Raw genomic sequence first — 26,321 nt, 5'->3', positions numbered from 1 at the left:
GCAAATTGCGCTTATGTTACGCTCACGCTGGAACAATATAGTCATACAATAAGAGAATCGATCATGTCTGATAAGAAACCCTCCCTGCGCTCGGCCCAATGGTTTGGCACCGCCGACAAGAACGGCTTCATGTACCGCAGCTGGATGAAAAATCAGGGCATTGCCGACCATCAGTTCCATGGCAAGCCGATCATCGGCATCTGCAATACCTGGTCGGAGCTGACGCCGTGCAACGCGCATTTCAGGCAGATCGCCGACCACGTCAAGCGCGGCGTGATCGAGGCCGGGGGCTTTCCGGTGGAATTCCCGGTGTTCTCCAATGGCGAATCGAACCTGCGCCCCACCGCCATGCTGACCCGCAACCTCGCGAGCATGGACGTGGAAGAGGCGATTCGTGGCAACCCGATTGACGGCGTGGTGTTGCTCACCGGTTGCGACAAGACCACCCCTGCACTGCTGATGGGCGCCGCCAGTTGCGACGTACCGGCCATCGTCGTCACCGGCGGGCCGATGCTCAACGGCAAGCACAAGGGCCAGGACATCGGCTCGGGCACGGTGGTCTGGCAGTTGAGCGAACAGGTCAAGGCCGGCACCATCACCATCGATGATTTCCTTGCGGCCGAGGGCGGCATGTCCCGCTCGGCCGGTACCTGCAACACCATGGGCACCGCATCGACCATGGCCTGCATGGCCGAAGCCCTCGGCACCTCCCTGCCGCACAACGCGGCCATTCCGGCGGTGGACGCACGGCGCTACGTGCTGGCCCACATGTCCGGCATGCGCGCCGTGGAAATGGTGCGTGAAGACTTGAAGCTGTCGAAGATCCTGACCAAGGAAGCCTTCGAAAACGCCATCCGCGTCAACGCTGCCATTGGCGGCTCGACCAACGCCGTGATCCACCTCAAGGCCATCGCCGGGCGCATCGGCGTACAACTGGACCTCGACGACTGGACTCGCATCGGTCGCGGCATGCCGACCATCGTCGACCTGCAACCGTCCGGGCGCTTCCTGATGGAAGAGTTCTACTATGCCGGCGGCCTGCCGGCGGTGCTGCGTCGCTTGGGTGAAGCGAACCTGATCCCCAATCCCGATGCCCTGACGGTCAATGGCAAGAGCATCGGCGAGAACACCAGGGACGTACCGATCTACGGCCAGGACGAAGTCATCCGCACGCTGGACAACCCGATCCGCGCCGACGGCGGCATCTGCGTGCTGCGCGGCAACCTGGCGCCGCTGGGTGCGGTGCTCAAGCCGTCCGCCGCCACCCCTGAGCTGATGCAGCATCGCGGTCGCGCGGTGGTGTTCGAAAACTTCGACGAGTACAAGGCACGGATCAATGACCCGGAGCTGGACGTGGATGCCAACTCGATCCTGGTGATGAAGAACTGCGGACCCAAGGGTTATCCGGGCATGGCCGAGGTGGGCAACATGGGCTTGCCGGCCAAGCTGCTGGCCCAGGGCGTGACCGACATGGTGCGCATTTCCGATGCACGCATGAGCGGCACGGCCTACGGCACCGTGGTGCTGCACGTGGCGCCGGAAGCGGCAGCCGGCGGCCCTTTGGCGGCGGTGAAGGAAGGTGACTGGATCGAACTGGACTGTGCCAACGGGCGTCTGCACCTGGACATTTCCGATGCCGAACTCGCCGCCCGCCTGGCCGACCTGGCACCACCGCAGCAACTGCTCGTCGGCGGCTACCGCCAGCTGTACATCGACCATGTGCTGCAAGCGGACCAGGGCTGCGACTTCGACTTCCTGGTGGGTTGCCGCGGCGCCGAGGTGCCACGACACTCCCACTGACACCACAATCCCTTGTGGGAGCGGGCTTGCTCGCGAAGGCGGTGTGTCAGTTGACGAAGATGTCGCTGACCGTCCGCCTTCGCGAGCAAGCCCGCTCCCACAGGGGACGGTGCCGGACACAAATATTTTGTATCCCGCAGCGCACTCTGTGGGAGCAAGGCTTGCCCGCGATAGCATTCGCCAGTTCGACATCAATGCAAGCTGACCCACTGCCCTCGCCGCGCCTGCTATCATGCGCAGCAACTCCTCGCACAGGAACGCGCCGCGTCCCATGGATTACCGTAAACCTTCCGACCGCAAAAGCATGCACGCCCGCATCGTCCAGGAACTGGGCATGCAGATCGTCTCGGGGCGCTTCAAGCCCGACGACAAACTGCCCGCCGAAGCCCTGCTTTGCGAAGAATATGCCGTCAGCCGCCCAGTCTTGCGCGAGGCCACCCGAGTGCTGGTCGCCAAGGGCCTGGTGTACTCGCGGCCGCGGGTCGGCACGGTGGTCAAGCCGCGCCGGGAATGGCACATGCTTGACCCCGACGTACTGCACTGGCTGATGAAAAGCAGTCCGCAAAACGAGTTCTTCAACCTGCTGACCAGCGTGCGCAGCATCATCGAGCCAGCCGCCGCCGCCCTCGCCGCGCAGTTCGCCACCGAGACCGACATCGCCGCCATCCGTGAAGCGTACCAACGCATGGAAGCGGCACCGACGCCGGAAGCCATGCTGCAACCGGACCTGGACTTCCACAGCCTCATCGCCGATGCCACCCACAACGACCTGCTCGCCAACCTGTGCAACATGTTGTCGGTCGCCATCGCCGAAGCGCTCAAACATTCCAACCAGCGCCCCAACCTGCATGAACTGGCGATGCCACGGCACAAGGCGATTCTCACCGCCATCGAAAACCGCGACGCCCTCGGCGCCCGTCATGCCACGCTGGTGCAACTGGACGACGCCCGCAGCGCGCTGAACGTGGTGCTGGGCACCGATCCCGCCTGACACGCGCTTCATTCTGCGTGGCGGTATCTATCTACCGCCCGCACTGAACCCAGAGGTCGATACTTTTCCAGGCGTCATTTTTCGACGCCCCATGGAAAGGATTTCATATGACCTCGCCCTCCCCGATTGACAGCCCTTCTACAACGGCGCAAAGCGTCAGTCTGCAATTTGCCAGTCGCCCGACATTCGAGCAGTTCGCACAACGCATGCTCGAGCAAGCCATCAAGGACAAATACCCCACGCTGGTCTTCGACCTGTCCAGGACCCGCTTGGCGACGCCTGATACGGCCTCTCGCGGCTATCTCATGGAACCCTTCATGCTTCGTGTCCTCGACTACCTGGCAGGCGGCACGCCCGTGGCATTCAACGAACACAACGGGCGGCGGAGCTTCCTGTCCGACAGGCCTCCGCGGCTGCTTTCGCCCGATAACGGCACGCTGGATATGAAGGTCGTCGAAAAACTGCTCCTCGAACTGCCCTGGACCGTTCCGCTCGGGCTGGAGGACGCACTGACCCGCTATTGGAACGCCAATATCGACAGCGGCCCGCAGGCCGACAAGCAGGGCGGCACCAGCCGCTGGCAATGGCTGAGCGACGTACTGAGCAACCTCTTGCATATCCGCGGCCTGCAGCAGCAGGACCTTTCCGAACAGGCCCGGGAAGCCCTCGACCAGATAGTCCAATGGCCCGACCGCGAGCAACGCTTGCGACGCCACGGGCAATCTTCCGTTTACGCCTACAGCCTGGACACCCGACTCACTCGGAACGTATCCAGCAGCGTGCTGACCAGCAGCGAAATCCTGCTGATGCACCGCCAGAAAAATACCACGGTATTACTGCTGTGCACGCCTGCCGGCGCTGTCCGGGCCTTCGATTCCCTGGAGGCATTCACCCAGTATTGGGGCACCGTGACTGCCAGCCGGTACGTGGTGGACACGGTGACCTGCCAGCGCAACGAGATCGCTGGCAATGTTTTCGAAACCCAGGCGGCCATGATCCTGGAGCAACAGTTGGCTGACCTTAAAGCGGTGCAGTTGCCCTCGCGTATCGGCCTGCCCAACCTCACGGCACTCTATGCCGAGCTGAGCGACCCCGCCCGCTACCTGCTCGACGCTCCGCGTCCAGTGCCTGAAACGTCGGCACGGATCACCTCCCTGCTCCCCGACTGGCTGATACAGGCGTCCATCCTCGACAGGACGAAAATCCAGCAATACAGCCTGGCCTTGGCCAGTGCCAAAAAACGCAACCAGGGGCGCACCTTTCTCAGCGACATCCAGGACATCAAGGCTTTCGCCGCCGACGCCTTGCTCAAGGTGCTGCAACACGTCAACGACGGCAGTCAGGCCAAGGCCCAGCCCCGTCAGTATCAGCCCGACGATGTGCAACTGACTTTCAGCGCGGCGGCGGGCTATCCCGGCACCATTGGTATCGTCGAAAAAAAAACGATAACCCTGACCGAACTGGCGATCGCCAATCTCGTCGCCCGGCCCGGCGTAGACCCGGTGCTCAGCCATCGCCAGGGCCTGACGCTGCCGGTATGGCTGACGGCGGATTTCATCACCCGCAAGGGCGGGCTGATCGAACAGGTGGACATCGGCACGACCTACCCGCGCTACCTGCAACAGAAGCTGTTGGACGATAGGTCCCAAGCCCACGAACGCCAACGGATGTTCGCCGAGGAAATCCCCGCCCAACTCCCCCTGGATGCCCTCAAGCAGATCCTCAACCACGAAAACGGCATGACCCGCCAAGGCCTGGCCCTGATCGAGGCCCTGCTCAACCCCGCGACCGATGAACAACGGGTCGCGGGCACTCCCGTGGTCATCCGTCATCTGGCCTTCCTGCGCAAGCCTGAAGCCCATCCCGATACCGTGACGAACATGTTTATCATCGAGCCGGAGGATGCGACGGTTGGCCCGCATGTGCTGTATCGCCCGCTCCATACGCCTTCACTGCAGCAATACCCGACGCGCCAGGCCTTGCTGCAAGCTATCGTCGCCCCCGGGGAGCTGCAACAGAGCGTACTGACCTGGATGTCCGACGCCGCTCGCCTGATCTACGCCAACGGCGGTTTCCAGGAACCCCATGTCGTGCGCTTCTACCAGGGCGATGAGTTCAGTCTTCCCGAAAAGCCCGCCCCGGCGACCCTCGCGGTCGACGGTGTCAACGACGAGCTGCGGCAGTTCCTGCGCAACGGCGAGCTGATGCAGTATCTCTACGGAAGCAATGCGCGGGCCCTGGTCACCCAGGCAGACCGGAGCTCGGTCTCCAACAGCGAAAGCCGCTGGGCCGTCCTGCTGCATGGCGGTAGCCTGCTGTTCAACACGCTGCTGTTGCCTCTGTTGCGTGGTCCGGCCATGGCCACCGCATGGCTGTGGAATCTGATGGCCAGCGCCAATCAGGACATTCCGGCGCTGGGCAGCGAAGATTCAGTGACACGGGAACTCGCCGCCGTCGACTTGCTGCTCAACCTCGGCATGCTGCTGGTCCAGTTCCCCTCCATCAGCGCGCCCCCTCGGCCCCCCTTGCCCGAGGCGCTCAAGGAACAGGCGATGCGTCCTCCGGCGCCGCGCATCGTCCCGGAGCAGTGGCCCGTGCCCGCGCCGCCGAGCATCCATGAAGGGCCCGTGGCCTTGCCGGGGGAACGCTTCGGGAACAGCGGCACGAACCTTGACCTCAGTTTCGCCAGCGCGCGCCGTCGCCTGACACCGGAGCAGCTCGCCCGTCTGCAGCGCTTCCAGGTGAGCCGTCCGGCGCCCCTGCCCGAGCCGATTAAATACGGCCCCTATACGGGCCTGTACGTGTTCAGGAACACCTGGCACGCCCTGGTGGATGGAAAAATGTATCAGGTGACCCCGGAATCGGACGGCAGCGCGATCATCGTCAACCCCCACGCCCCACGGGACCCGGCCCAGAACGGTCCGGTGCTGCAACCGGATGCCCGGGGCAACTGGTCCATCGACCTGCGTCTGCGCCTGCGCGGAGGAATGCCGCCCAAGCGGCTGGCCGAGCTGCGTCGCATCAAGGCCCAACGCGCCAGGGAATTGAGCGAGGACCTTGCGAATTACTACAAAGGGGAAGCTGACCAGCAGCGAGCCCTGGACACTGCCCAGGAAGTCATGACTCGAACCCAGGAAGGCAATTTCAGCGAGGCCCAACGTGCGGACAAGCGGGCTCGCTTCTATAAACTGCTCCAGGCGCAGACTGACGGCTATTTGAAGTTGCTGGACAACATCACCGAATACGCCAGCCTCGACATGAAACTTCCCCCCAATATCATCCGCGCCCTCATGGAGAATGTGGTCAACAACGCACGCAAGGCCTTCCTGATCACCGAGTTCGATCTGACCGCCCTCGATGCCGCCTACGGCCAATTCACGCAGAATTATTCGACCCTGCAAACGAATGTTGCCGGCAACCTGCTCGACTATTTCAATTACCTCGATGCCTTGAGCGATATCAACGATCGCTCGATCCATTGGCTGGAACTCCGGGACCGCTACCTGGATGCGCTATTGAACCTCGATGCCGCCGGCGCGCAGGCATTCGAGCGGCTGACCCGGGACCGCCCACTGGATGAGCGAACGGCCTTGTCCACCAAGGCCTTGCAATTACCGACCCTGGCGGCGCTGATATTCAAGGATCCCGACTCCGACCTTCCCGAAAACCTGCACAACATCACCCGGCTGTTGATGGAGCAAGCGCGCTCCCAATCCGACCTGAGCACCTACGACCTGACACCATCGGATCAGCTCGACGTGCTGCAAAGCCTGACCGAACACTACGGCGCGGCCCTCGATGCCATGCAGGGCATGAAAGCCCTCAATGCCGACGAGATGGACACGTCCTATTTCGGCAGGCTGTACAAGCTGGTCGAAGGTCTGTATGAGGACGCGTCCGCAAAACTGGCCGCCGAGATCAAGCCCGAGCCGCAACCTCGCAGACGCCCGCCAAAACGCAGCAGAACATCAGCTGGACGTCCACAAAAAAAGGTCATCAAGACACGCAAGAGCGGCGTGTTGATCGGCGACCTGAAACCGGCCGGCACATCGCTGCCGATCGATGTGGTCGAGCTGCGCTCCGAAGTCGACGACAAATTGCTCGCCACCTACTCCCAGCACGACGATATCTGGGACCTGGTGGAAGTCCAACGACCGGCGCCGCAACCCCGGACCCGCTCGCTCAAGGCGATCAAGGGCGATGCGCGCAAGTTGCTCGGGCAACTGGAGCACAGTCTGCTCAGCGCCGAAGGCTACAAGGCCCGGTGTCGTTTTCCGCAGGAAATCGAGGAAATCCTGAACAACGAGGCGAACCGCTTCCGTCGACTCGACGAAGAACTCGACAGGGCGTTGCGTGCGTCCCAGAAGCCGGCCACGCCAGCCGAACAGGCCTTGATGACCCAGCTATCGGACGCCGCCACCCGCCTGGCCGAGCAGGGCAGTGCTCTGCGCACCGAACTGAGTTTCAAATTGCCGCCCACCGACAGCAACCTGCGCTACCTGTTCGACAAAGGCCTGATACAGGTCGCCCGGCTCGGCGAGCGCAAGGCTTTGAAAGGCGAGCGCAAGGATTTTCTCCAGGAATACGCCGTCAATGACCGCGACGGCTGGCCGCTTTGGTATGCGCATTTTCACTACGAAACGGCCGACACACCGAAAGCCGACTTCAGCGTTGCGCACCTCAAGACCAAGGAGCAGCGTCGGGAGCATTATTACTCCCTGCTGGCCAAGGCCAGGAGTCCTTACGCGGTCGTGGATGTGTATCGCGGACAGATCGGCAGGCCCCTGGCGCTGAGCAAGTTCCTGCCGTTGGCGCCGTGATCGCCGACCAAAGGCTGAGGGAATTATTGTGGCGAGGGGATTTATCCCCGCTGGGCTGCAAAGCAGCCCCAACCAATCACCAGTGTATCTGGCTGGTTGTCTTCAGGCTTTTTGGGCTGCTACGCAGCCCAGCGGGGATAACCCCCCTCGCCACAAGTGTGTGTGTGCCTTGGCAGGTGATCAGTGGGCAAACAACGAATTGCCCTTCTGCCCCGCCAGTTTCTCAGGCTTGATCAGGAACCGCGCCAGCGCCGGCAACAGCCACAGTGCGCCGAACATGTTCCACAACAGCATGAACGTCAGCATCAGCCCCATGTCCGCCTGGAACTTGATGGCCGAGAAGATCCAGGTGCAGACGCCGATCGCCAGGCACAGGCCGGTGAACAGTACGGCCTTGCCGGTGGATTTCAGCGTCTGGTAGTACGCCTCCTGCAGCGGCAATCCAGCCCGCAGGAAACTCTCCAGGCGACTGTAGATGTAGATGCCGTAGTCCACGCCAATCCCCACACCCAGCGCTACCACCGGCAGGGTCGCGACTTTCACGCCGATGCCCATGAACGCCATCAGCGCGTTGCCCAACACCGACGTCAGCACCAGCGGCAGCACAATGCACAAGGTCGCTGCCCAGGAGCGGAAGGTGATCATGCACATGGTGGCGACGCAGATGTACACCAGGATCAGGATCGTCAGCTCCGACGACTTGATCACCTCGTTGGTCGCCGCTTCGATGCCGGCGTTGCCGGCGGCGAGGATGAATTCCAGGCCATCCCGGTTGTTTTCCTGGGCAAACGCCTGCACGGCCTTCACTGCACGGTCCAGGGTCTCGGCCTTGTGGTCGTTGAGGAAGATCAGCACCGGGGCCAGGGAGCAGTTGTTGTTGTACAGGCCGTCAGCCCGGGCGATGGAGTTGTTGAGCACGTCAGGGTTGCGCGACAGGGTTTCCCATTTCAGGTTGCCCTCGTTCATGCCCTTGATCATTTGCTTGGACACGGTCACCAGAGAAATCGCCGATTGCACGCCCTCGGTGTTCTGCATCTTCCACATCAGCTCATCGATGGGCGCCATGGCTTCGTAGCGCGAGCAGCCTTCGGCCTTGGTCTTGACCATCACCACCAATACATCGGAGCTGGTGGAATAGTTGCTGATGATGAAGTTGTTGTCCTGGTTGTACCGCGAATCCGGACGCAATTCCGGCGCGCCCTGGTCCAGGTCGCCGATCTTCAGGTTCTGGCTGTACCAGAGGCCGCCGCCAAAGGCCAACACGGCCAAGGCAATGGAAACCGGCGCGACCCTGGCGCTGGCGAAATTGGACAGCGCACGCCAGAACGGATGCTCACGGTTCGCGTCTTTCTTGCTGCGCTCGATGGCGCGCTTGCTGATGCCCACGTAGGAGATCGCCACCGGCAGCAGGATCAGGTTGGTGAACACGATCACCGCCACGCCGATGGAGGCACCGATGGCCAGTTCGCGGATCACGCCGATGTCGATGATCAGCAAGGTAATGAAGCCGACGGCGTCCGCCAGAATCGCGATCATCCCCGGCAGGAACAGTTGCCGGAAGGTTCGCCGCGCCGCGGTCAGGGCATTGTCCGCCTCGCTGGACTGCAAGGCGATGCCGTTGATTTTCTGCACGCCGTGGGAAATGCCGATGGCGAAGATCAGGAATGGCACCAGCATCGAGTACGGATCCAGGCCAAAGCCCGCCGCATGCATCAGCCCCAGTTGCCAGACCACCGCTACCAAAGTGGTACTCAACACCGCAATGGTGCTGCGCATGCAGTTCGTGAACCAGTACAGCAGGATCAGCGTAATGACGAAGGCCACGCCGAAGAACATCACCACCATGATCAGGCCGTCGATCAGGTCACCGACCTTCTTGGCGAAGCCGACGATGTGGATCTGCACGTTGGGGTTCTGGGCTTCGAACTTGTTGCGGATCTTGTCTTCAAGCTCATGGGAGAACTTCTGGTAGTCCAGCGCCAGCAGCTTGCCCTGGTCCTGCGGGTCCGGATAGGACTCCAGCAACGGGATGTCGATGATGCTCGACTTGAAATCGTTGGCCACCAGCCGCCCGACCTGGCCGGACTTGAGCACGTTGTTGCGCAGCAGGTCCAGGCTGTCGGCCGAGCCGTTGTAACTCTGGGGGATCACCTCGCCACCGGCGAAGCCCTCCTCCGTCACCTCGGTCCAACGCACGCTCGGGCTCCACAGTGATTTGAGGCCGGAACGGTCGACACCGGAGATGTAGAAGACTTCGTCGTGGATCTGACGCAGGGTCTCCATGTAGTCCCTGGAGAAAATGTCGCCATTGGTGGCTTCCACGGAGATCCGCACCGTGTTGCCCAGGTTCGCCAGGTCATTGCGATGCTCGAGCATCTTCTCGATGAAGGGATGCTCAAGGGGGATCATTTTTTCGAAGCTGGTGGAGGGCCGGATCAGCGTGGCCTGCCAGAACAGGAAAAGGCTGACCAGCAGACAAATGACGATCACTGCCGGGCGGTTGTTGAAAATCAGGCGCTCGAGGAATGTCGCCTTGTCTTGGTGATGACTGCTCATGGGGTCCGCCTTGTTGTTATTGTGCCCGACTCATATGCGCGGCTCATTTGCTCAGTTCAGCGCCGGTAGGGGTGGTGATGCGCACGCCCCCTTGTCCTGCCAGGATCAGGTTGCCGTTGCCTGCCGCCGTGACGGCCGCTACGGAAATACGGTCCGGACGGTTGAACACGCTGAAGCTTTCTCCATCGTCGGTGCTGCGCGCCACGCTGCCGCCGTTACCAACGATCACGATGGAACCATCCGGCAGCAGCGTCGCGCCCGACAGACCGAACTCCAACGCCCCCCGGGCGGCCTTGAGTTCGACCTGCTCCCAGGTGCCGCCGAAATCGGTGGAGCGAAAGAGATTGCCGCGCAGGCCATAGGCCAACAGTGTCGAAGGCTGGGCGGTGCCGATGACGCCGAACAACGAACCTTCGTACGGGCCTTCGACCTTTTCCCAGGTCTGGCCCCAGTCGGCGGAGCGGAACATGCTGCCGGCCTCGCCAACGATGAACAGGCCGGCGTCTTTCACGGCGGCGATGGCATTGAGGTGGAACTGATCTTCGTTCTCCAGGCGATCACTGGCGTCTTCCCAGTGCTTGCCGCCATCGGTGGTTTCCAGCAGCGCGCCGTAGGCACCCACGGCGAAGCCGTTGTCGGGGTTCTTGAACCAGACGTCCAGCAACGGCGCCTCACGGGTGAGGTCCTCGTATTGTTTGGTCCAGGTACTGCCGCCATCTTCGCTGGCGAGGATCTGAGCGTCATGGCCGACGGCCCATCCGCGCTTGTCGTCGACAAAAAACACAGCGGTGAGCAATTGGCGGGTCGGCACCTTGGCCTGGGTCCACGAGGTGCCCTGGTCGTCCGAATAGACAATGTGCCCACGGTCACCGACCGCCACCAGGCGTTGGCCGGCATGCACCACATCCAGCATCAGGGTCTTGCTGGCCTTGGCCGATTCGACGGAATAGATGACATCGGTTGTCGACGCCGCAACGGCCAGCGCCGGCGCAGACAACAGCGCAGAGCCCAGCAGCGAGAGCGCCGAGGCCAGCAACGCGACGCGGCGCAGTACCGGCGGGCGGCAGCGGCCCACAGCCATGACAGGCTCACTCATAGACCTTTCCCCCATTATTATTGTTAGCGGGCCCTTCTCTTCGCCGGTCGCCGGGCATAGCCCTGAAACCTGCAATCTAGAGCCCCTTCGGAAGCTGACCTATCCTATCGGGCTTTCGGAAGAGCTGACAATCGACGGCACGTTATCTTTTGTTAACCGCAAGGGCTGGCGCAGGGGGTGAATGGCGGGGTATTCGGTGGGGTGATGGCTGGATCTGGGGATGGCTGGTCTGACGTCATCGCGAGCAGCTCGCTCCCACAGGGAGTTCAGGTGAACACAAAGTATTTATTCACTGAAGCCCCCTTGTGGGAGCGAGCCTGCTCGCGATTGGGAACACCGCGGTCCACCAGGCAGACCGCGGTGCCTTCAAGCTCAAGCCAAACTCTTGCTCACCACCTCGAACACATCGCTGGACAGCCCGCCAGAGGCCAGGATGCGCTCCAGCTCGGCCTTCATCAGCGCCTGACGGGCGCTGTCGTACTTGCGCCAGCGGGTCAAAGGCGCCAGTTGCCGCGAGGCGATCTGCGGGTTGAAGCCGTTGAGCTGGATCACCAGGTCCGCCAGGAAGCGGTAGCCCGAGCCGTCGGCGGCGTGGAAGTTGATCAGGTTCTGCCCGGCGAATGCACCGATCAGCGCCCTCACCTTGTTCGGGTTCTTGATGTTGAAGGCCGGGTGCTCCATCAACGCCTTGACCCGCGCCAGCCCACCGGGCAGCGGGCTGCCGGCCTGGACGCTGAACCACTGGTCCATGACCAACGGGTTGCCCTTGAAGTTTTCCGCAAATACTTCCAGCGCCCTGGCCTTCTCGGTTTCGAAGGGCGAGTTGACCAACACTGCCAGCGCCGTGAGGCGTTCGGTCATGTTGTCGGCGGTGTCGAACTGCTCCAGGGTCGCACTCAGCACTTCAGGCTTGTCGGTCAGCATCAGGTACGACAGCGCAATGTTCTGCAAGGCACGCCGGGCGAAATGCTCGGCCTCGGCCACGTACGGCGTGCGTTTCGACAGGTCGCGGTTGGCCTCGTAGCGCAGCCACAGGGCTTCGAACAGGTTGTCGGCCAATTGCTGGCGCGCGAATTCGCGAGCCGCGTGAATCGCTTCCACGTCGGCGACTTCGCTGATCTCCGTCAGATAGGCTTCGCTTGGCAGCGAGAGCATTTCCGCAACCATGGCCTGATCCAGGGAGTCGTCCGACAGCACGGTGCGCAACGCAGTGACCAGGCGTGGATCCAGCACCAGGCTCTCGCCCTTCTGATGCTGGGCGATCAGCTCCTGCAACACCTGCACCGACAACTGCTGACCGGCATCCCAGCGGTTGAAACCATCGCTGTCATGCTGCATCAGGAACATCAACTGGTCGCGGTCGTACGGGAAGCTCAGCTTCACCGGTGCCGAGAAGCCGCGCAACAACGAAGGCAGCGGTTTTTCGGCAATGTCGACAAAGGTGAAGGTCTGCTCGGCTTCGGTCACCGAGATCACCCGGGACGTGCCGTTCGCTGCGGCTTCACCGCTCAGGCGCAGCGGAATTTCCGCACCGTCGCTGCCTAGCAAGCCCAGCTCCACGGGAATCACGAACGGCAGTTTCTCCGCCTTGTCCGGCGTCGGCGGGCAGCTCTGGCGGAAGGTCAGGCTGTAGGTCTGCGCCGCCGCATCGTAGGATTCGCTCACCGCCAGCCGTGGCGTGCCGGCCTGGCTGTACCAGCGCTTGAACTGGCTCAGATCGACGCCGTTGGCGTCTTCCATGGCTTTGACGAAATCGTCGCAGGTCACGGCCTGGCCGTCGTGGCGCTGGAAGTACAGATCGCTGCCCTTGCGGAAACCTTCCGGGCCCAACAGGGTGTGGATCATGCCGACCACTTCCGAGCCCTTTTCGTACACGGTCAGGGTGTAGAAGTTGGAAATCTCGATGAAGCTGTCCGGGCGCACCGGGTGGGCCATGGGGCCGGCATCTTCTGCAAACTGGTGGGTACGCAGGTAGGCCACGTCCTGGATGCGCTTGACGGTGGCCGAGTTCATGTCCGCCGAGAAGCCGGCGTCGCGGAACACCGTGAAGCCTTCCTTGAGCGACAGCTGGAACCAGTCGCGGCAGGTCACGCGGTTACCCGACCAGTTATGGAAGTACTCGTGAGCGACGATGGCCTCGACCCGCTGGTGCGCGGCGTCAGTGGCGGTCTCGGCGCGGGCCAGCACGGCACTGGAGTTGAAAATGTTGAGGCCCTTGTTCTCCATGGCGCCCATGTTGAAGTCGTTGACCGCGACGATCATGAAGATGTCCAGGTCATACTCGCGCCCGTAGACCTCCTCGTCCCAGCGCATGGACTTCTTCAGGCTGGTCATGGCGTGCTGGCATTTGTCGATGTTTTCCGGCTCGACGTAGATGCGCAGCGCCACCGTGCGTTCGGTCATGGTGGTGAAGGTGTCTTCGACGCACCACAGGTCACCGGCCACCAGGGCGAACAAGTAGGCAGGCTTCTTGAACGGATCTTCCCAGGTCGCCCAGTGCCGGCCGTCTTCGCCGGGGCCGCTGGCAATCGGGTTACCGTTGGACAGCAGCACCGGATAGCTGTGCTGCTCGGCGACCACGGTGGTGGTGAATTTGCTCATCACATCCGGGCGGTCGAGGTAATAGGTGATCTTGCGGAAACCCTCGGCCTCGCACTGGGTGCAGAACATGCTGCCGGATTTGTACAGGCCTTCCAGGGCGGTGTTGGTTTCCGGGTGGATCCGCACGCTGGTGTCGACCGTGAACGCCTGCGTCTTTGGATGCAGGGTCAGGTGATTGTCGTCCAGGTGGTAATCACTGGGGCTCAGATCGTCATCGTCCAGCTTGACCGACAGCAGTTCCAAATGCTGGCCGTCCAGCACCAGCGGCGGCAGCCCGGCACCGCGCTCGGGGTTGCGGCGCATCACCAGTTGCGCATGGACCAGGCTGTGGTCCTCGAACAACTCAAAGGTCAGGTGCGTCTCGTCGATCAGGTACTCGGGCGCCTGATAGTCCTTCAGGTAAATCATCTTCGGTTGTTCGGTGCGCATGGGTCGAATCCTTCTACTGATGCACGGCGAGCTGATAGGCCGTGTACTTACGAATGTTGATCACGCCGGTGTCGAAAATCAGGTACTGGCCCTTGATCCCCAACAGCGTGCCTTCGGCAATCGGGTCCTTGTCCAGGTTGAAACTGACGATCTTGGCCGGGTACTGCTCCACCGGATAACGGATCTCGATCGGTTCGACGTCCGCTATGGTCTGGATCGCCTGCAGGCCGAATCGTTCCTGCAAGCCCTGCAATCCCTCGGCACAGCTTTGGAACAGCGAATCACGGATCTTCGGCAGATCCACCGCCACCGCGTCGCCCTTGAGCAAGGCGCGCCAATTGGTCTTGTCCGCCACCTGGCTGCGGAACAGGTCTTCGACGAACCCCGACTGCTGGCGCGTGGCGACTCGCAGGATCGGCAGCGCCTGGCTGGCGCCCTGGTCGAGCCAGCGGGTCGGCAGTTGCGTGGCGCGGGTGATGCCCACCTTCACGCCCGACGAATTCGCCAGGTAGACCACATGATCGGTCATGCAGAACTGCTCGCCCCAGGCCGGTTCGCGGCAGGTGCCCGCCTCGAAATGGCAACGCTCGGGGCTCATGATGCACACATCGCACTGCGCCAGCTTGGTCATGCACGGGTAGCAATAACCCTGACTGAAACTGGTCTTGGTCCTGCGCCCGCAGTGGGTGCAATGGATCGCACCGAGAAACTCCAGGCGCAGCGTGCTGCCGATCAGCGGGTTGACCGGCACCTCGACATCGCCCAGGCGGAAGGCATATTGAACGGTCGGCCCATCGAGGCGCGCCGACATCTTGCTGATTGCACCGCGGCCAATCTCGATCAATGGATGGCATCCGACTTGAACAGGATGTTCGGCACTTCGTGCGCCTTCGACTGGCACTCCTGCGGGCCCATGTAGCCGGTGCGCTCTTCCTCGGGCAGGTTCTGGATTTCCCAGGCGATCATGGCCTGCAACGACAGCTCGCGCTGCTCGGCGGTGAGCTTGTTGCCATCGGCCCATTTGCCGATTTCCACCGCCAGTTTCAGGCTGCGATAGATGTCGGGGGTGATGTTTTTGATCATTTCGTTGAACGAGGACATGGGTTCTCCGCGCAATCGCGCATATCTAGAGGTACAGACGCCAGTCAGGGGACCATTTTACGGCGAGCGAACAGCCCACCCAACAGCCCTGTGAAGCAGCCGACGAGCAGCCCGCCGACGTGGGCCGCATTGGCGATTTCACCGAAGCCGATCAGCGAGACCAGCCCGGACAGACACAGCAGCAACCACACCAGCATCATCACCAACACCCCACGGGGCAAGTGATAGGCCGGGTTCGGCGCCAGCAGTTGATAGATCCAGCAATGCCCCAGCAGGCCGTACAGCACGCCGGACAAGCCGCCGAACAGGGTCGGGCCACTGAAGTAATACTGGGCGAAGTTGGACACGAGGCTGAACAACAGCGTCAGCCCCAACAAATGGATGCCGCCCTGGCGCGCTTCAATCCGCCGTCCGAGCTCCCAGTACCACATGCCGTTCATGGCGATGTGCAGGAAACCGAAGTGGATCAGCATCGGCGTCACCAGGCGCCACCACTGCCCCGCCGCCAGGCTGTCGGCCAGGGGGGTGAAATGGATGTAGTCACCGACAACGCGAAACTCCAGGAACGTCAGCCAGCGCAGCGTTTCGAGATTATCCCCCAGCAGGGTCAGCGCCCCGACGATCAGGCTCAGCAGCAACACCAGGGCGGTGATCGGACTGCGGGTCAGTTGCTCGACGAAACCCGCCCGCCGCGGGGTGGTGCCGCTGGCAGGCAGCTCCAACTGTTGCTCGGGGTCGCCCGCCGGAAAGCGTTCGTACAGGGAGCGCACGTCTTCGCTGATTTCGTCAGGCACCCACAGCACCTGCTCGCCCGCCTCTTCGCTGACGCGGTGAGGCACCTGCATGCGTTGCAGCAACTTGACGAAACCGCTCAGGTCCTGGGCCAGGGGTAAACGCAACACAGCGACAGCGGTCACTTCACCACCTCCGGTCGTTCCACATCGACCCAGAAGAACTTGTGCGGGTCCAGGTGGGTTTCCTGGTCCAGGCGATAGGCGGCCAGCTTGCCGTAAAGCACGGCGCTGTAGTCCAGGCACGCCAGGTTCGGACGGATCGGCGCGGGTTTGCCGCTGCGCCAATAGTGGCCGACGAACAGCATCGGTTCATCGATGCCGTAGCGCAGCAGGTTGTTCTTTTCATCCGGCGTCAGCGGCGTACGCGCCACCGGTTCGGGCAGCGCATCGGGCTGGAACACGATGTCGCCATAGGTCTTCGGATCCTCTTCCCAGAACTTGGTGCGGAAGAACGAGCGGGTCAGGCCGTCGCCGCCGGTCAGGGTCATGCCATGGGGCAGACGCATGTCGGTGCCGCGCAGCAGGCGGTCGAACACCGTGCAGGCAAAGCTGCCCGATTGCGCCGAAGCCTGGAGAAAATGCTCGTCGACGCAGCCATCCGGGAACAGGCCCCGCAGTGGCTCGATCAGGCCTGCGTCCCAACAGGCATGCACCACTCGGAACCGACCGGCGTCGACGAACAGTGGCAGTTCGTAGAACCAGGCAAGGAAATCGTGCCAGTCGCCGGGGTGGTGTTCGAACTGAGTCAGGGTTTCGTTGAGCAGTCGGGCATGGCGCGGCGTGTGTTCGCGCACGTAGCGCTGGCCACTGCCGGGCAACGCCGGGGTGCTCCAGCCCAGGGCGTTGAACTCATGGTTGCCCATGATGCACAGCGCCTGGCCGGCCACCACCATGTCGTGGACGATGTGCAGCGCCTCGCGGATCCGCGGGCCACGGTCGATGATGTCGCCCAGGAACACGGCCATGCGCGACCGATGCCGCCAGACCCCGCCCTGTTTCTGGTAACCGAGACGGTCCAGCAGGTGTTCCAGGGTCAGGGCGCATCCGTGCACGTCACCGATCAGGTCGTAACTTCGCGCAGGATCGAGCATCAGTCGCCCCTTCCTCCCAACCGACTGCCCCAGCCGAGCTTGGTCCGGCAGACTTCGTAGTAATTGTGGTCAAGCGGATGAATCAGGCGCAGCTTCTGCGCCTTTTTGCTGACGGTGATGGTGTCACCCGGCGCGCAGGTGAAATGGTTCTGGCCGTCACAGGACACTTGCGGGTAGATCTGCATATCCTTGGACACGACGATTTTCAGCTCACTGTTGCCATCGACCACGATGGGTCGCCCAGACAAGGTATGGGGATACATGGGCACAATCACAATAGCGTCGAGCTTGGGGTGCATGATCGGCCCGCCGGCGGACAACGCATAGGCCGTGGAGCCGGTGGGCGTGGCGACGATCAGGCCGTCGGCCTTCTGGCTGCAGACGAACTGGCCGTCGATGTACAGCTCGAATTCGATCATGCGCGTGGATTTGCCGGGGTGCAGCACCACGTCGTTGAGGGCATCGCCCTGGCCGATGGCCTCGGCGTGACGGCGCACCTCGGCTTGCAGCAGGAAACGGTTTTCCACCAGGTAGTGACCGTCCAGCACCTCGGCGACCTTGGTTTCCAGCTCGTCCGGGCGGATGTCGGTCAGGAAGCCCAGGCTGCCCCGGTTGATCCCCAGCACCGGAATATTGTGCCGCGCCAGGGCTCGTGCGGCGCCCAACAGACTGCCGTCACCGCCGACCACGATCACCATGTCGCAGACTTCGCCCAGCATCTTGCGCGACGACGTCTGCAAGCCGTGGCCCGGCAGCACTTCGGCGATGGTGTCTTCGAGGATCACATGCAGGTGCCGCTCCAGGAGGAAACGTTTGAGGCGGCGAACGGTGTCCAGCACCTGCGAACTGCCCAGGCGACCGATGATGCCGATATTGCGAAATTGCTCCATGGGGCTCCTGCGAGGGTCTGCGACGGGCGAAAAACCCGATTATGGGCGAAAGCGGCCCATAGACAAAATGCTTTAAGCCTTCGCGGCAGGCTATGCTCGCAAAATGATCCTCTTTCCCGAACTGCTGGACCTGCCCCGCCGCTTGCGCCACCCCGAGGTGCGCGATCTGGCGTGGGTGATCCTCGCCCCACCGATGCTCATCGACGCGCCCTGGCCCCAACGCCATCCGCTGACCGGCAGTGACTGGGTGCGCGAGCCTGATCGCCTGGCGCATTGGCTGCGGCAACTGGACCGCGACAGCTATCCCCTGCTGCACTGCCTGTCCCTGGCCCGGACCCGGCGCCTGGGCCTGTATTACGAAAGGTTGTGGCAGTTCGCCGTGCAGCACGCACCGGGCATCAAGCTGATCGCCGCGAACCTGCCGATCCGCCATCAAGGCCAGACCCTGGGCGAACTGGACCTGCTGCTACGCGACGGCGATGGCGTCCATCATCTGGAACTGGCGATCAAGTTGTACTTGGGCCCTCAGGACGGCAACGGGCAGGACAGCGCGCAATGGCTCGGTCCGGGCTGTCACGACCGGCTCGACCGCAAACTGACTCATCTGCGCGAACACCAGTTGCCGATCTCGGCGCGCCCGGAAAGCCGCGACGCCCTGTCGGCGCTGGGCATCGAGCCTTCCGGCATCGAGTCGTTCCGCTCCGAACTCTGGCTAGGCGGCTACCTGCTCTACCCCTGGCCCGGCCATGCCGAACCGCCAGCCGGCGCCCACCCCAGGCATTTACGCGGTAGCTGGCTGCACCAGCGCGACTGGCCGGCCTTCATCGCCCAACGCCCACCGGGTCGCTGGCAACCCCTGCCCCGCGCCGCCTGGCTGGCGCCAGCGCATTATCCAGCGGAGCAAACCTGGAACGCCGGCCAACTGCGGACGTGGCTTGGGGCGCTTGACCCTATGGCCCCGGCCCAGTTGATGGTGCGCCTGACCGAAAACGCCGGCGGCGACTGGGAAGAAGCCGAGCGGGTGTTCCTGGTGGCGGATCTTTGGCCGGATGTGCCGGGCAATAGCTGAGTTTCTGCTGTGCCTGGACCGGCCTCATCGCGAGCAGGCTCGCTCCCACAATGACCGCGGCGCCCGCAATCCCGCCGACAACCACAAACCCTGTGGGAGCGGGCTTGCTCGCGAAGAGGCCCCCTCGGTCTACACAATGACCGCAGCGCCACAATCCTGCCGACAACCACAATACCCTGTGGGAGCGAGCCTGCTCGCGATGAAGCCAACGCGGTCTAAAACGACAACCGCAAAGCCAACGCCGCCAACGTCACCAGCAACACCGGCACCGTCAACACTATCCCGACCTTGAAGTAATACCCCCAGCCAATCCGGATGTCCTTGCGCGCCAGCACATGCAGCCAGAGCAAGGTGGCGAGGCTGCCAATGGGGGTGATCTTCGGCCCCAGGTCGCTGCCGATCACATTGGCATAGACCATCGCCTCCTTCACCACCCCGGTGGCGTGGCTGGCGTCGATGGACAGGGCCCCGACCAACACCGTCGGCAGGTTATTCATCACCGACGAAAGCAACGCCGTCAGCACCCCCGTGCCCATCGCCGCGCCCCACACCCCATAACCGGCGAACACGTCGAGCCAGCGAGCCAGGTAATCGGTCAGGCCGGCATTGCGCAGCCCATAGACCACCAGGTACATGCCCAGGGAAAAAATCACGATCTGCCACGGCGCTTCCTTCATCGCCTTACGCGTGGAGATCTTGTGACCGTGAGCGGCAACGGCCAGCAGCAACGCGGCGCAGACCGCCGAAATCGCGCTGATGGGAATGCCCAGCGGCTCCAGGGCGAAACAGCCCAGCAACAGGATCGCCAGCACCACCCAGCCGGCGTAGAACGTGGCCGTGTCGTGGATCGCACTCGCCGGGTCGTCCAGTTGATCCGGGTCGTAATCACGGGGGATATCGCGCCGGAAGAACCACAGCAGAATCCCCAGGCTCGCCGCCACCGCCACCAGGTTCACCGGCACCATCACCGAGGCGTAGCGGTTGAAGCCGATGCCGAAGAAATCCGCCGACACGATGTTGACCAGGTTCGACACCACCAGCGGCAGGCTCGCCGTGTCGGCAATGAAGCCCGCGCCCATCACGAAGGCCAGGGTCGCCGCCGGCGAAAAGCGCAGGGCCAGCAGCATGGAAATCACGATGGGCGTGAGGATCAGCGCCGCGCCGTCATTGGCAAACAGCGCCGACACCAGCGCACCGAGCAGCACCATGAAGGCAAACAGCTTGCGCCCGTTGCCCCGCCCCCAGCGAGCCACGTGCAGCGCCGCCCAGGCGAAGAACCCCGCCTCGTCCAGCAACAGGCTGATGATGATCAGCGCGACGAACGTGCCGGTGGCGTTCCAGATGATGTGCCACACCAGGGCAATGTCACCGACCGACACCACTCCGCTCAGCAGGGCCAGCAGCGCGCCGAGCGTCGCGCTCCACCCGACGCCCAGCCCCTTGGGTTGCCAGATCACGAGGGTAATGGTCAGCAGGAAAATCAATGACGCGACAAGCATGTACGACAGCCTTGAGCAAATATGTAGAAAAGATCAGCAGCAACGCACCGGGCGGTCGGCCATCGCAGTCAAGCGCTGGACATCCGCCGCCAGCCATTCCCCGCTGGCCGCCAACGCCTGCTCCACCAGTGTGCCGACCCAGGACGGCAATTGCGGGTGCAAACGGTAATATACCCACTGCCCTTGCCGCCGATCACTGAGCAGGCCAGCGTGACGCAACTGCGCCAGGTGCCGGGATATTTTCGGCTGGCTCAGGTCCAGGGCAGCAGTGAGCTCACAGACACACAACTCGCCTTCCCGAGCCACCAGCAGCGCAATGCGGGTCCGGGTGTCGTCGGCCAATGCCTTGAAGACATCGACGGGATTGTCGAGATTGGGCATGACAAAAAAAGTCTTGAGTGGGCGAAGGACGAATATATGGAGATCCGAATATTCAGTAAAGCGGGGATTGGTGTCACAGGTCCCCTTGTGGCGAGGGGATTTATCCCCGCTGGGGCGCAAAGCGGCCCTAAAATCTGGCAACTCGGTATGCCAGACAGAATCGGGGGCTGCTTCGCAGCCCAGCGGGGATAAATCCCCTCGCCACAGGATTGTGTTGGGCCAGCTAGCGCGGATCGACGTTATCCAGCGCCCGATTCGCCAGCAATCCACCCAGCTCGATCAACTGCTGAATCCCCAACGCCACATGCCGGCGCGAGCCTTCCAGCTCGAACGCCAGATCACTGATCATGGCATCGGCCGAAGCCAGGGTTTCGCTGAGGTTGGCGAGCAGGCATTCGGTGTCGACGCCGTTCACCACGGTGAAGAGCCGGCCTGGGGGTGGTTCGGTTCCGGGGTCGGGCTTGAGGTAGAAATCGAGGGCGCGTTTGGCGGCTTTGTCGAGGACGGTTGGGGTTGGGTCGGTGTCTGGTGGGTTGGGTGTTGGTTTGACCAAGGTGAAACTCCTTGATGAGTGGAGCCGTCATCCATCGCTGCTAAACGAATATAGGTGGCGGCTGTACGCGGGTTAGCAGACCAGGCATCAAGGAACCCGGCGCACCGAAGTGCCCCACGCATAGCCGCCATGATGCTGACCAGCCGAAAAGAGCCGACTGGTCAATGACGACACTGGCGTGCCTTGATGGTGCGAGCTGCTAAACCCGATCGCTGATTCGTCAGCGACCCGCAAACGATAGAACCCGCCCCCCAGGCGCACAAGCCGGCGGATTCTGGCGCAGTTGTAGGCAATGGCGCAAGGCGGTGTAGCTCGCCCCTGCAGTGTCCTACAGCGAAGTAAACATACCGGGCCACTTGGGTGACGTTTCGAGGCGATCGCGAGGTGCAGCCCCACCGCAAGTCCCTGTGGGAGCCAGGCTTGCCCGCTATGAAGGCCATGCGATCTACCCGATACCGAGGCGCTTGTTTCGCGAGCCAGCTTTGCTCCCACAGATTTATGGCCTGTATCGACTAGAGCTTTTTATGCTGCTCCACCCACTTGCCATAGGCATTGATGAACGTTTGCAAGAACGGCCTCACCGACTCCGACAACTTGCCCGCCTCGTCGAACGCCGTGCCGGCGCCGCTCAGGTAGGCTTCCGGCTGCTGCATGCACGGCACGTCGAGGAACACCAGGGACTGGCGCAAATGATGGTTGGCGCCAAAGCCGCCAATGGCGCCCGGCGACGCACTGATCACCGCCCCCGGCTTGCCGCTCAGGCAGCTCTGGCCGTAAGGACGGGAGCCGACGTCGATGGCGTTTTTCAACGGTGCCGGCACCGAGCGGTTGTATTCAGGCGTAACGAACAATAAAGCGTCCGCTGCACCGACCTTCTGGCGGAAGTTGCTATAGGCCGCCGGCGGCGTGACATCAAGGTCTTCGTTATAAAGAGGCAGCTCGCCGATCTCGACAATTTCCAGCTTCAGGTTGGCCGGCGCGAGATCCGCCAGGGCCAGCGCCACTTTGCGATTGATCGACGCCTTGCGCAGGCTACCCACTAAAACAGCCACTGTGTAGACATTACTCATTGTTTTCTCGACTCGGGATTAGGGAGCCCTATTTATAGATGATCGGACGGACTATTGGACCAGCGGAAAACCAAAACCTGCCGTCTGGACTATTTTTTTCTTGTAGGAAAACTTCCCGCGCTTGGGCAAGGTCTACAGAACCGCAAATCGAGTGATCTATTTCCAGAGGTTCTAAGCCATGGCAGCAGTACTTGTCGGACAATTTCATGCGCGGGACGCCGAAGGTCGCGTCTATTCAGTGCATGAATTCCAGGAATCGACACCGTCACCGGACGGCAATGGCAAGGAGCCTGTCACTACCTATAAGCTGGCGATCGGGGATCGGGTCAATAAACTCGACGAAGACCGGTTCCTGCTGGTGCAGTCGGGCATCGAGCTGATTCGCGAACCCGAAACCTCCATAGCGTTATAAGTTGAGCAGAAGTCGTACCTGGACTTGGGTTAGGATTCAGCCACTCAACGGCCTACCCGCCCAACATGGACTTGCTGCATGCGTTTACGCCACATCGAAGTGATCCAGGCGCTGTTGCAGACCGGCCACCTCGGCACGGCCGCCGAATGGTTGCAACTGCCGACGGCGGAGGTCGAGGCGATCCTGCGCGACGCCGAGGCCCAGTTGGGCTTCATGCTGTTCGCCAGTGTACGCGGGCGACTGCAAGCCACTCGGGAAGCCCTTGAGTTGCGCGAAGGCATCACGGGGGTGTATGACGCCGTCGAACCGGTGCAGCGTCTGGCCGCCAGCCTGAAGCACTATCAAGCGCCACCGCTGCGGATCATCTGCACCCCGCCGCTGGCCCAGCAGTTGTTGCCCCGCAGCATGGCCGCCCTGCGTCGTCGTTATCCGGATGCCCCCTGCACGCTGCTCAGCCAACCGACCCGCGACATTGTCCGCAGCCTGCTGTTGCGCGACAGCGACCTGGGTCTGAGCCTGCACGATCCCGAACACCCGGACATTCATTGCCAGGTGATCGCCCAGGGCAAACTGCAATTGCTGGCGCCCCATGGCTGGTTGCAACCGCGACAGAAGTACATCTCCCTACAGGATCTGGCGGGCCAGTCGCTGGTGGGGTTGGAGGGTCACGATCCGTTGAGCCCCGCGTTCGACAACAAGCTGGGGGCGTTGCGCCCGGCGCCGCTGGTCCAGATTCGCGTACAAACCCATCAGATGATGCGTGCCATGGTCGAGGCCGGCGAAGGGCTGGCCATCGTCGACCCCTTCACGGCCTCGGGCGCCAAGGATGGCGGACTGGATGTGTGCCCGGTGTCGCCCGCCGTTCCCATCAGCCTCTATGCCCTGCATCTGAACGGTGCGGCGCCCTCGCCCACCCTCCAGTCGCTGCTGGAACTGATCAGGGAACAAGCCGAGGCGTTGCTGAGCCACTGACCGACATGCCCAGCGGGTCATCGAACAGCCGGTACCAGAACAGCGCCACCTCGGCGGTATGCCGGTCGATGCCGCGATAGCGCAGGTGATCGATGCCGCCCAGCACGTAGCCACAACGCTCATAAAGCCGGCAGGCCCCCAGGTTGTTGTTCTGGGTTTCGAGCATGATTCCCGGGAGCTTTTTCTTGCGGCTCCAGAACTGAGCCACATCGAGCAACGCCTTGGCCACGCCATGGCGACGGGCCGGGGCATGCACCGCCAGTTCGTCGATGTGGGCGAAACCGTTCCAGTTGGTGCTGATCACTAAATGGCCCACCGGCCGGTCGTCCAGGTAGGCCATGAAAATTTCACTGCCCGGGGCACCGTGGAAGCTGCTGAACTCCTCAGGGTCGATGCCATAACACTTGCTGTACGGGATGATGGGGGTGATTGCCCATTGGCTCACCGGACGACCGATCTGTGCCGTGCCGTAGGCGCTGACTTCAAAACTGAAATCGCTGCCCCAGATATAGGCAGCGAAGCCGTCATCGACGACCCGTACCGACAGGCCGGGATGTTTGGGATTCACGACCGGTTGCATACTGGGAAAGCTCCTCATTCCATGAGGCAATCAACGGCACGGCGCCATCCATTGCCCTCGCCTATCGAAACGTCGAACATCAAGCGAAATCCGTAGCCTGCTCATGACCTCAGGGTAGAAGGTACTGGCGATTGTTGCGAATGAATGATGGGTCACCCTTGTGGGAGCGAGCCTGCTCACGATAGCGTTGGGTCAGTTTGCATTGATGTTGAATGTGCCGCCGTCATCGCGAGCAGGCTCGCTCCCACAGGGGCTCAATTTATCAATCCATTACTGGCTGTCACTGACCGGCCTCGGCCAACTGCGTCCACAGTGCCGGAGCGCCGGCCGACTTGGCGATGGCTTCCAGACGCGCGGCATGTTCGGCGAGGTCGCTTTCACTGGCGCGGATGATCCGGGCAGGCCGGCGATCAGCAGGCAAACGACGGATTTCCGAAGCCCTGTTGCCCGAGCCTTCTCCGCTGCCATTGCCATCCGAGGCGTTGCCCGCCAGGGACAGGCTGGTCTGGCCACCGGTCATGGTCAGGTAGACGTCGGCCAGGATCTCGGAGTCGAGCAACGCGCCGTGCAGTTCACGGCCGGAGTTGTCGACGCCATAGCGCTTGCACAACGCATCGAGGCTGTTGCGCTGCCCCGGATGCCGTTCGCGAGCCATGACCAGGGTGTCGAGAATGGTGCAATGCTGGCTGATGTCGGCCCGGTCGTGCTGGCCCATCAACGCGAATTCGTTGTTGATGAAGCCCACGTCGAACGCCGCGTTATGGATGATCAGCTGCGCGCCCTGGATGAACTCGAAGAACTCGTCGGCCACTTCGGCGAAACGCGGCTTGCCCACCAGGAATTCGTTGGTGATGCCGTGAACGCCGATGGCGCCCTCGTCACTTTCGCGGTCCGGTTGCAGGTACACGTGGAAATGGCGGCCGGTCAGGCGCCGGCCGATCAGCTCGACACAACCGATTTCGATAATCCGGTGACCATCGGTCACCGGCATGCCGGTGGTTTCGGTATCCAGTACTACAGATCTGTTGGCCATCAGTGTTCAGTTCTCAACGGGCAAACTTGCAAAAGCGGGAATGTTAACATGCTCAAGGAAATGGCTGGCCGCAGCTTTTGTGGCGAGGTGCATGCCCCGCCGGAACAGGGCTATATCAAGCCTGTTTGTATCCCCGAACCTCATCCACCCCACGATTGGCCAACTGGTCGGCCCGTTCGTTACCGGGGTGGCCGATGTGGCCGCGCACCCATTTCCAGGTGACCTTGTGGCGGTTGACCTGCTCATCCAGCAGCATCCACAGATCGGCGTTCTTGACCGGTTCCTTCGCAGCCGTCTTCCAGCCGCGCTTTTTCCAGTTCGCCATCCACTCATTGATGCCTTTCATCACGTACTGCGAATCGGTCACCAGCAATACGTCACAAGGCCGCTTGAGTTCTTCGAGGCCACGAATGGCGCCCATCAGCTCCATGCGATTGTTGGTGGTGTTGGCTTCGCCGCCCCAGAGTTCCTTTTCAACACCCTTGTAGATCAACAGCGCCCCCCAGCCACCCGGACCGGGATTGCCCTTGCAGGCGCCGTCAGTGAAAAGTTCTACGCTATCGCTCATGCGGTCTGTCCAGAA

The 26,321-nt window shown here is 62.3% G+C and carries 21 protein-coding genes; 6 read left to right on the top strand and 15 right to left on the bottom strand.

Going from position 1 to position 26,321, the window contains the following annotated elements; genetic code table 11:
- Positions 1 to 63: 63 nt before the first annotated feature.
- The 3 genes from EGM97_RS21100 to EGM97_RS21090 all read left to right on the top strand — a co-directional run bounded on the left by EGM97_RS21100 (position 64) and on the right by EGM97_RS21090 (position 7,611).
- On the top strand, positions 64 to 1,800 hold the full coding sequence (locus EGM97_RS21100; protein WP_238963093.1) for an IlvD/Edd family dehydratase: 1,737 nt from the start codon (positions 64 to 66) through the stop codon (positions 1,798 to 1,800).
- Between the two features lie 271 nt (positions 1,801 to 2,071).
- Positions 2,072 to 2,791 carry a FadR/GntR family transcriptional regulator gene (locus tag EGM97_RS21095; RefSeq protein WP_053153778.1) on the top strand — a complete coding sequence of 240 codons (720 nt, stop codon included), beginning with the start codon at positions 2,072 to 2,074 and terminating at the stop codon, positions 2,789 to 2,791.
- 107 nt (positions 2,792 to 2,898) lie between these two features.
- Positions 2,899 to 7,611 carry a dermonecrotic toxin domain-containing protein gene (locus EGM97_RS21090; RefSeq protein ID WP_238963092.1) on the top strand — a complete coding sequence of 1,571 codons (4,713 nt, stop codon included), beginning with the start codon at positions 2,899 to 2,901 and terminating at the stop codon, positions 7,609 to 7,611.
- A 180-nt stretch (positions 7,612 to 7,791) separates the two neighbouring features.
- Here the strand turns inward: EGM97_RS21090 and EGM97_RS21085 are convergent, their stop codons facing one another.
- The 8 genes from EGM97_RS21085 to EGM97_RS21050 form a co-directional block, all read right to left on the bottom strand.
- Complete coding sequence (locus EGM97_RS21085) at positions 7,792 to 10,167, bottom strand: efflux RND transporter permease subunit (protein WP_238963091.1); 2,376 nt, start codon at positions 10,165 to 10,167, stop codon at positions 7,792 to 7,794.
- Positions 10,168 to 10,210: 43 nt separating this feature from the next.
- The gene (locus EGM97_RS21080) at positions 10,211 to 11,263 is read right to left on the bottom strand and encodes a WD40/YVTN/BNR-like repeat-containing protein (RefSeq protein WP_238963090.1); all 1,053 of its coding nucleotides are present in this window, start codon (positions 11,261 to 11,263) and stop codon (positions 10,211 to 10,213) included.
- Positions 11,264 to 11,635: 372 nt separating this feature from the next.
- Positions 11,636 to 14,293, bottom strand: a complete 2,658-nt coding sequence (gene pepN, locus EGM97_RS21075) for an aminopeptidase N (protein WP_238963089.1) — start codon at positions 14,291 to 14,293, stop codon at positions 11,636 to 11,638.
- Positions 14,294 to 14,306: 13 nt separating this feature from the next.
- Positions 14,307 to 15,137, bottom strand: coding sequence for a DUF2797 domain-containing protein (locus tag EGM97_RS21070; protein ID WP_238963088.1), 831 nt, complete (start codon positions 15,135 to 15,137; stop codon positions 14,307 to 14,309).
- Positions 15,134 to 15,394: a YeaC family protein gene (locus EGM97_RS21065; protein ID WP_053153794.1), complete on the bottom strand. Its 261-nt coding sequence runs from the start codon at positions 15,392 to 15,394 to the stop codon at positions 15,134 to 15,136. The genes EGM97_RS21070 and EGM97_RS21065 overlap by 4 nt, the downstream gene beginning before the upstream one ends.
- A gap of 44 nt (positions 15,395 to 15,438) precedes the next feature.
- Positions 15,439 to 16,311 carry a rhomboid family intramembrane serine protease gene (locus EGM97_RS21060; protein WP_238963087.1) on the bottom strand — a complete coding sequence of 291 codons (873 nt, stop codon included), beginning with the start codon at positions 16,309 to 16,311 and terminating at the stop codon, positions 15,439 to 15,441.
- On the bottom strand, positions 16,308 to 17,282 hold the full coding sequence (locus EGM97_RS21055) for a metallophosphoesterase (RefSeq protein WP_477788844.1): 975 nt from the start codon (positions 17,280 to 17,282) through the stop codon (positions 16,308 to 16,310). Before EGM97_RS21055 ends, EGM97_RS21060 begins: the two co-directional genes overlap by 4 nt.
- Positions 17,279 to 18,169, bottom strand: coding sequence for an NAD(+) kinase (locus EGM97_RS21050; protein WP_024776985.1), 891 nt, complete (start codon positions 18,167 to 18,169; stop codon positions 17,279 to 17,281). Before EGM97_RS21050 ends, EGM97_RS21055 begins: the two co-directional genes overlap by 4 nt.
- A gap of 103 nt (positions 18,170 to 18,272) precedes the next feature.
- Here EGM97_RS21050 and EGM97_RS21045 point away from each other — a divergent pair, with 103 nt between their 5' ends.
- Complete coding sequence (locus EGM97_RS21045) at positions 18,273 to 19,238, top strand: DUF1853 family protein (protein WP_238963085.1); 966 nt, start codon at positions 18,273 to 18,275, stop codon at positions 19,236 to 19,238.
- A 215-nt stretch (positions 19,239 to 19,453) separates the two neighbouring features.
- Here the strand turns inward: EGM97_RS21045 and EGM97_RS21040 are convergent, their stop codons facing one another.
- The 4 genes from EGM97_RS21040 to EGM97_RS21025 form a co-directional block, all read right to left on the bottom strand.
- Entirely contained in the window at positions 19,454 to 20,737 is a 1,284-nt protein-coding gene (locus tag EGM97_RS21040) for an arsenic transporter (RefSeq protein WP_238963084.1), read from the bottom strand.
- Between the two features lie 33 nt (positions 20,738 to 20,770).
- Entirely contained in the window at positions 20,771 to 21,118 is a 348-nt protein-coding gene (locus EGM97_RS21035) for a metalloregulator ArsR/SmtB family transcription factor (RefSeq protein WP_238963083.1), read from the bottom strand.
- Between the two features lie 223 nt (positions 21,119 to 21,341).
- Entirely contained in the window at positions 21,342 to 21,671 is a 330-nt protein-coding gene (locus tag EGM97_RS21030) for a DUF6124 family protein (protein WP_238963082.1), read from the bottom strand.
- 512 nt (positions 21,672 to 22,183) lie between these two features.
- Positions 22,184 to 22,741 (bottom strand): NADPH-dependent FMN reductase, encoded by a 558-nt coding sequence (locus EGM97_RS21025; RefSeq protein ID WP_238963081.1) that lies wholly within the window; start codon positions 22,739 to 22,741, stop codon positions 22,184 to 22,186.
- 178 nt (positions 22,742 to 22,919) lie between these two features.
- Between EGM97_RS21025 and EGM97_RS21020 the strand changes: the two genes are divergently transcribed.
- A complete protein-coding gene (locus EGM97_RS21020; protein ID WP_238963080.1) occupies positions 22,920 to 23,153 on the top strand; it encodes a hypothetical protein in 234 nt (77 codons plus the stop codon).
- Positions 23,154 to 23,231: 78 nt separating this feature from the next.
- On the top strand, positions 23,232 to 24,125 hold the full coding sequence (locus EGM97_RS21015; protein ID WP_238963079.1) for a LysR family transcriptional regulator: 894 nt from the start codon (positions 23,232 to 23,234) through the stop codon (positions 24,123 to 24,125).
- On the opposite strand, the gene EGM97_RS21010 is transcribed toward EGM97_RS21015, so the two are convergent.
- The 3 genes from EGM97_RS21010 to rnhA all read right to left on the bottom strand — a co-directional run bounded on the left by EGM97_RS21010 (position 24,091) and on the right by rnhA (position 26,306).
- A complete protein-coding gene (locus EGM97_RS21010) occupies positions 24,091 to 24,705 on the bottom strand; it encodes a GNAT family N-acetyltransferase (protein ID WP_238963078.1) in 615 nt (204 codons plus the stop codon). The two genes, EGM97_RS21015 and EGM97_RS21010, sit on opposite strands and share 35 nt — an antisense overlap.
- Positions 24,706 to 24,985: 280 nt before the next feature.
- Positions 24,986 to 25,738, bottom strand: coding sequence for a DNA polymerase III subunit epsilon (gene dnaQ, locus EGM97_RS21005; RefSeq protein WP_238963077.1), 753 nt, complete (start codon positions 25,736 to 25,738; stop codon positions 24,986 to 24,988).
- Positions 25,739 to 25,853: 115 nt separating this feature from the next.
- Positions 25,854 to 26,306: a ribonuclease HI gene (rnhA, locus tag EGM97_RS21000; protein WP_053153835.1), complete on the bottom strand. Its 453-nt coding sequence runs from the start codon at positions 26,304 to 26,306 to the stop codon at positions 25,854 to 25,856.
- Between the last annotated feature and the right edge of the window lie 15 nt (positions 26,307 to 26,321).

The sequence above is a fragment of the Pseudomonas sp. AF32 genome (genome assembly GCF_022342325.2).
In the GTDB taxonomy this organism is placed as follows: Bacteria; Pseudomonadota; Gammaproteobacteria; order Pseudomonadales; family Pseudomonadaceae; genus Aquipseudomonas; species Aquipseudomonas uvaldensis.
Note: the sequence above shows the minus strand (reverse complement) of the source record. Positions and strands in the feature narration are given on the sequence as shown.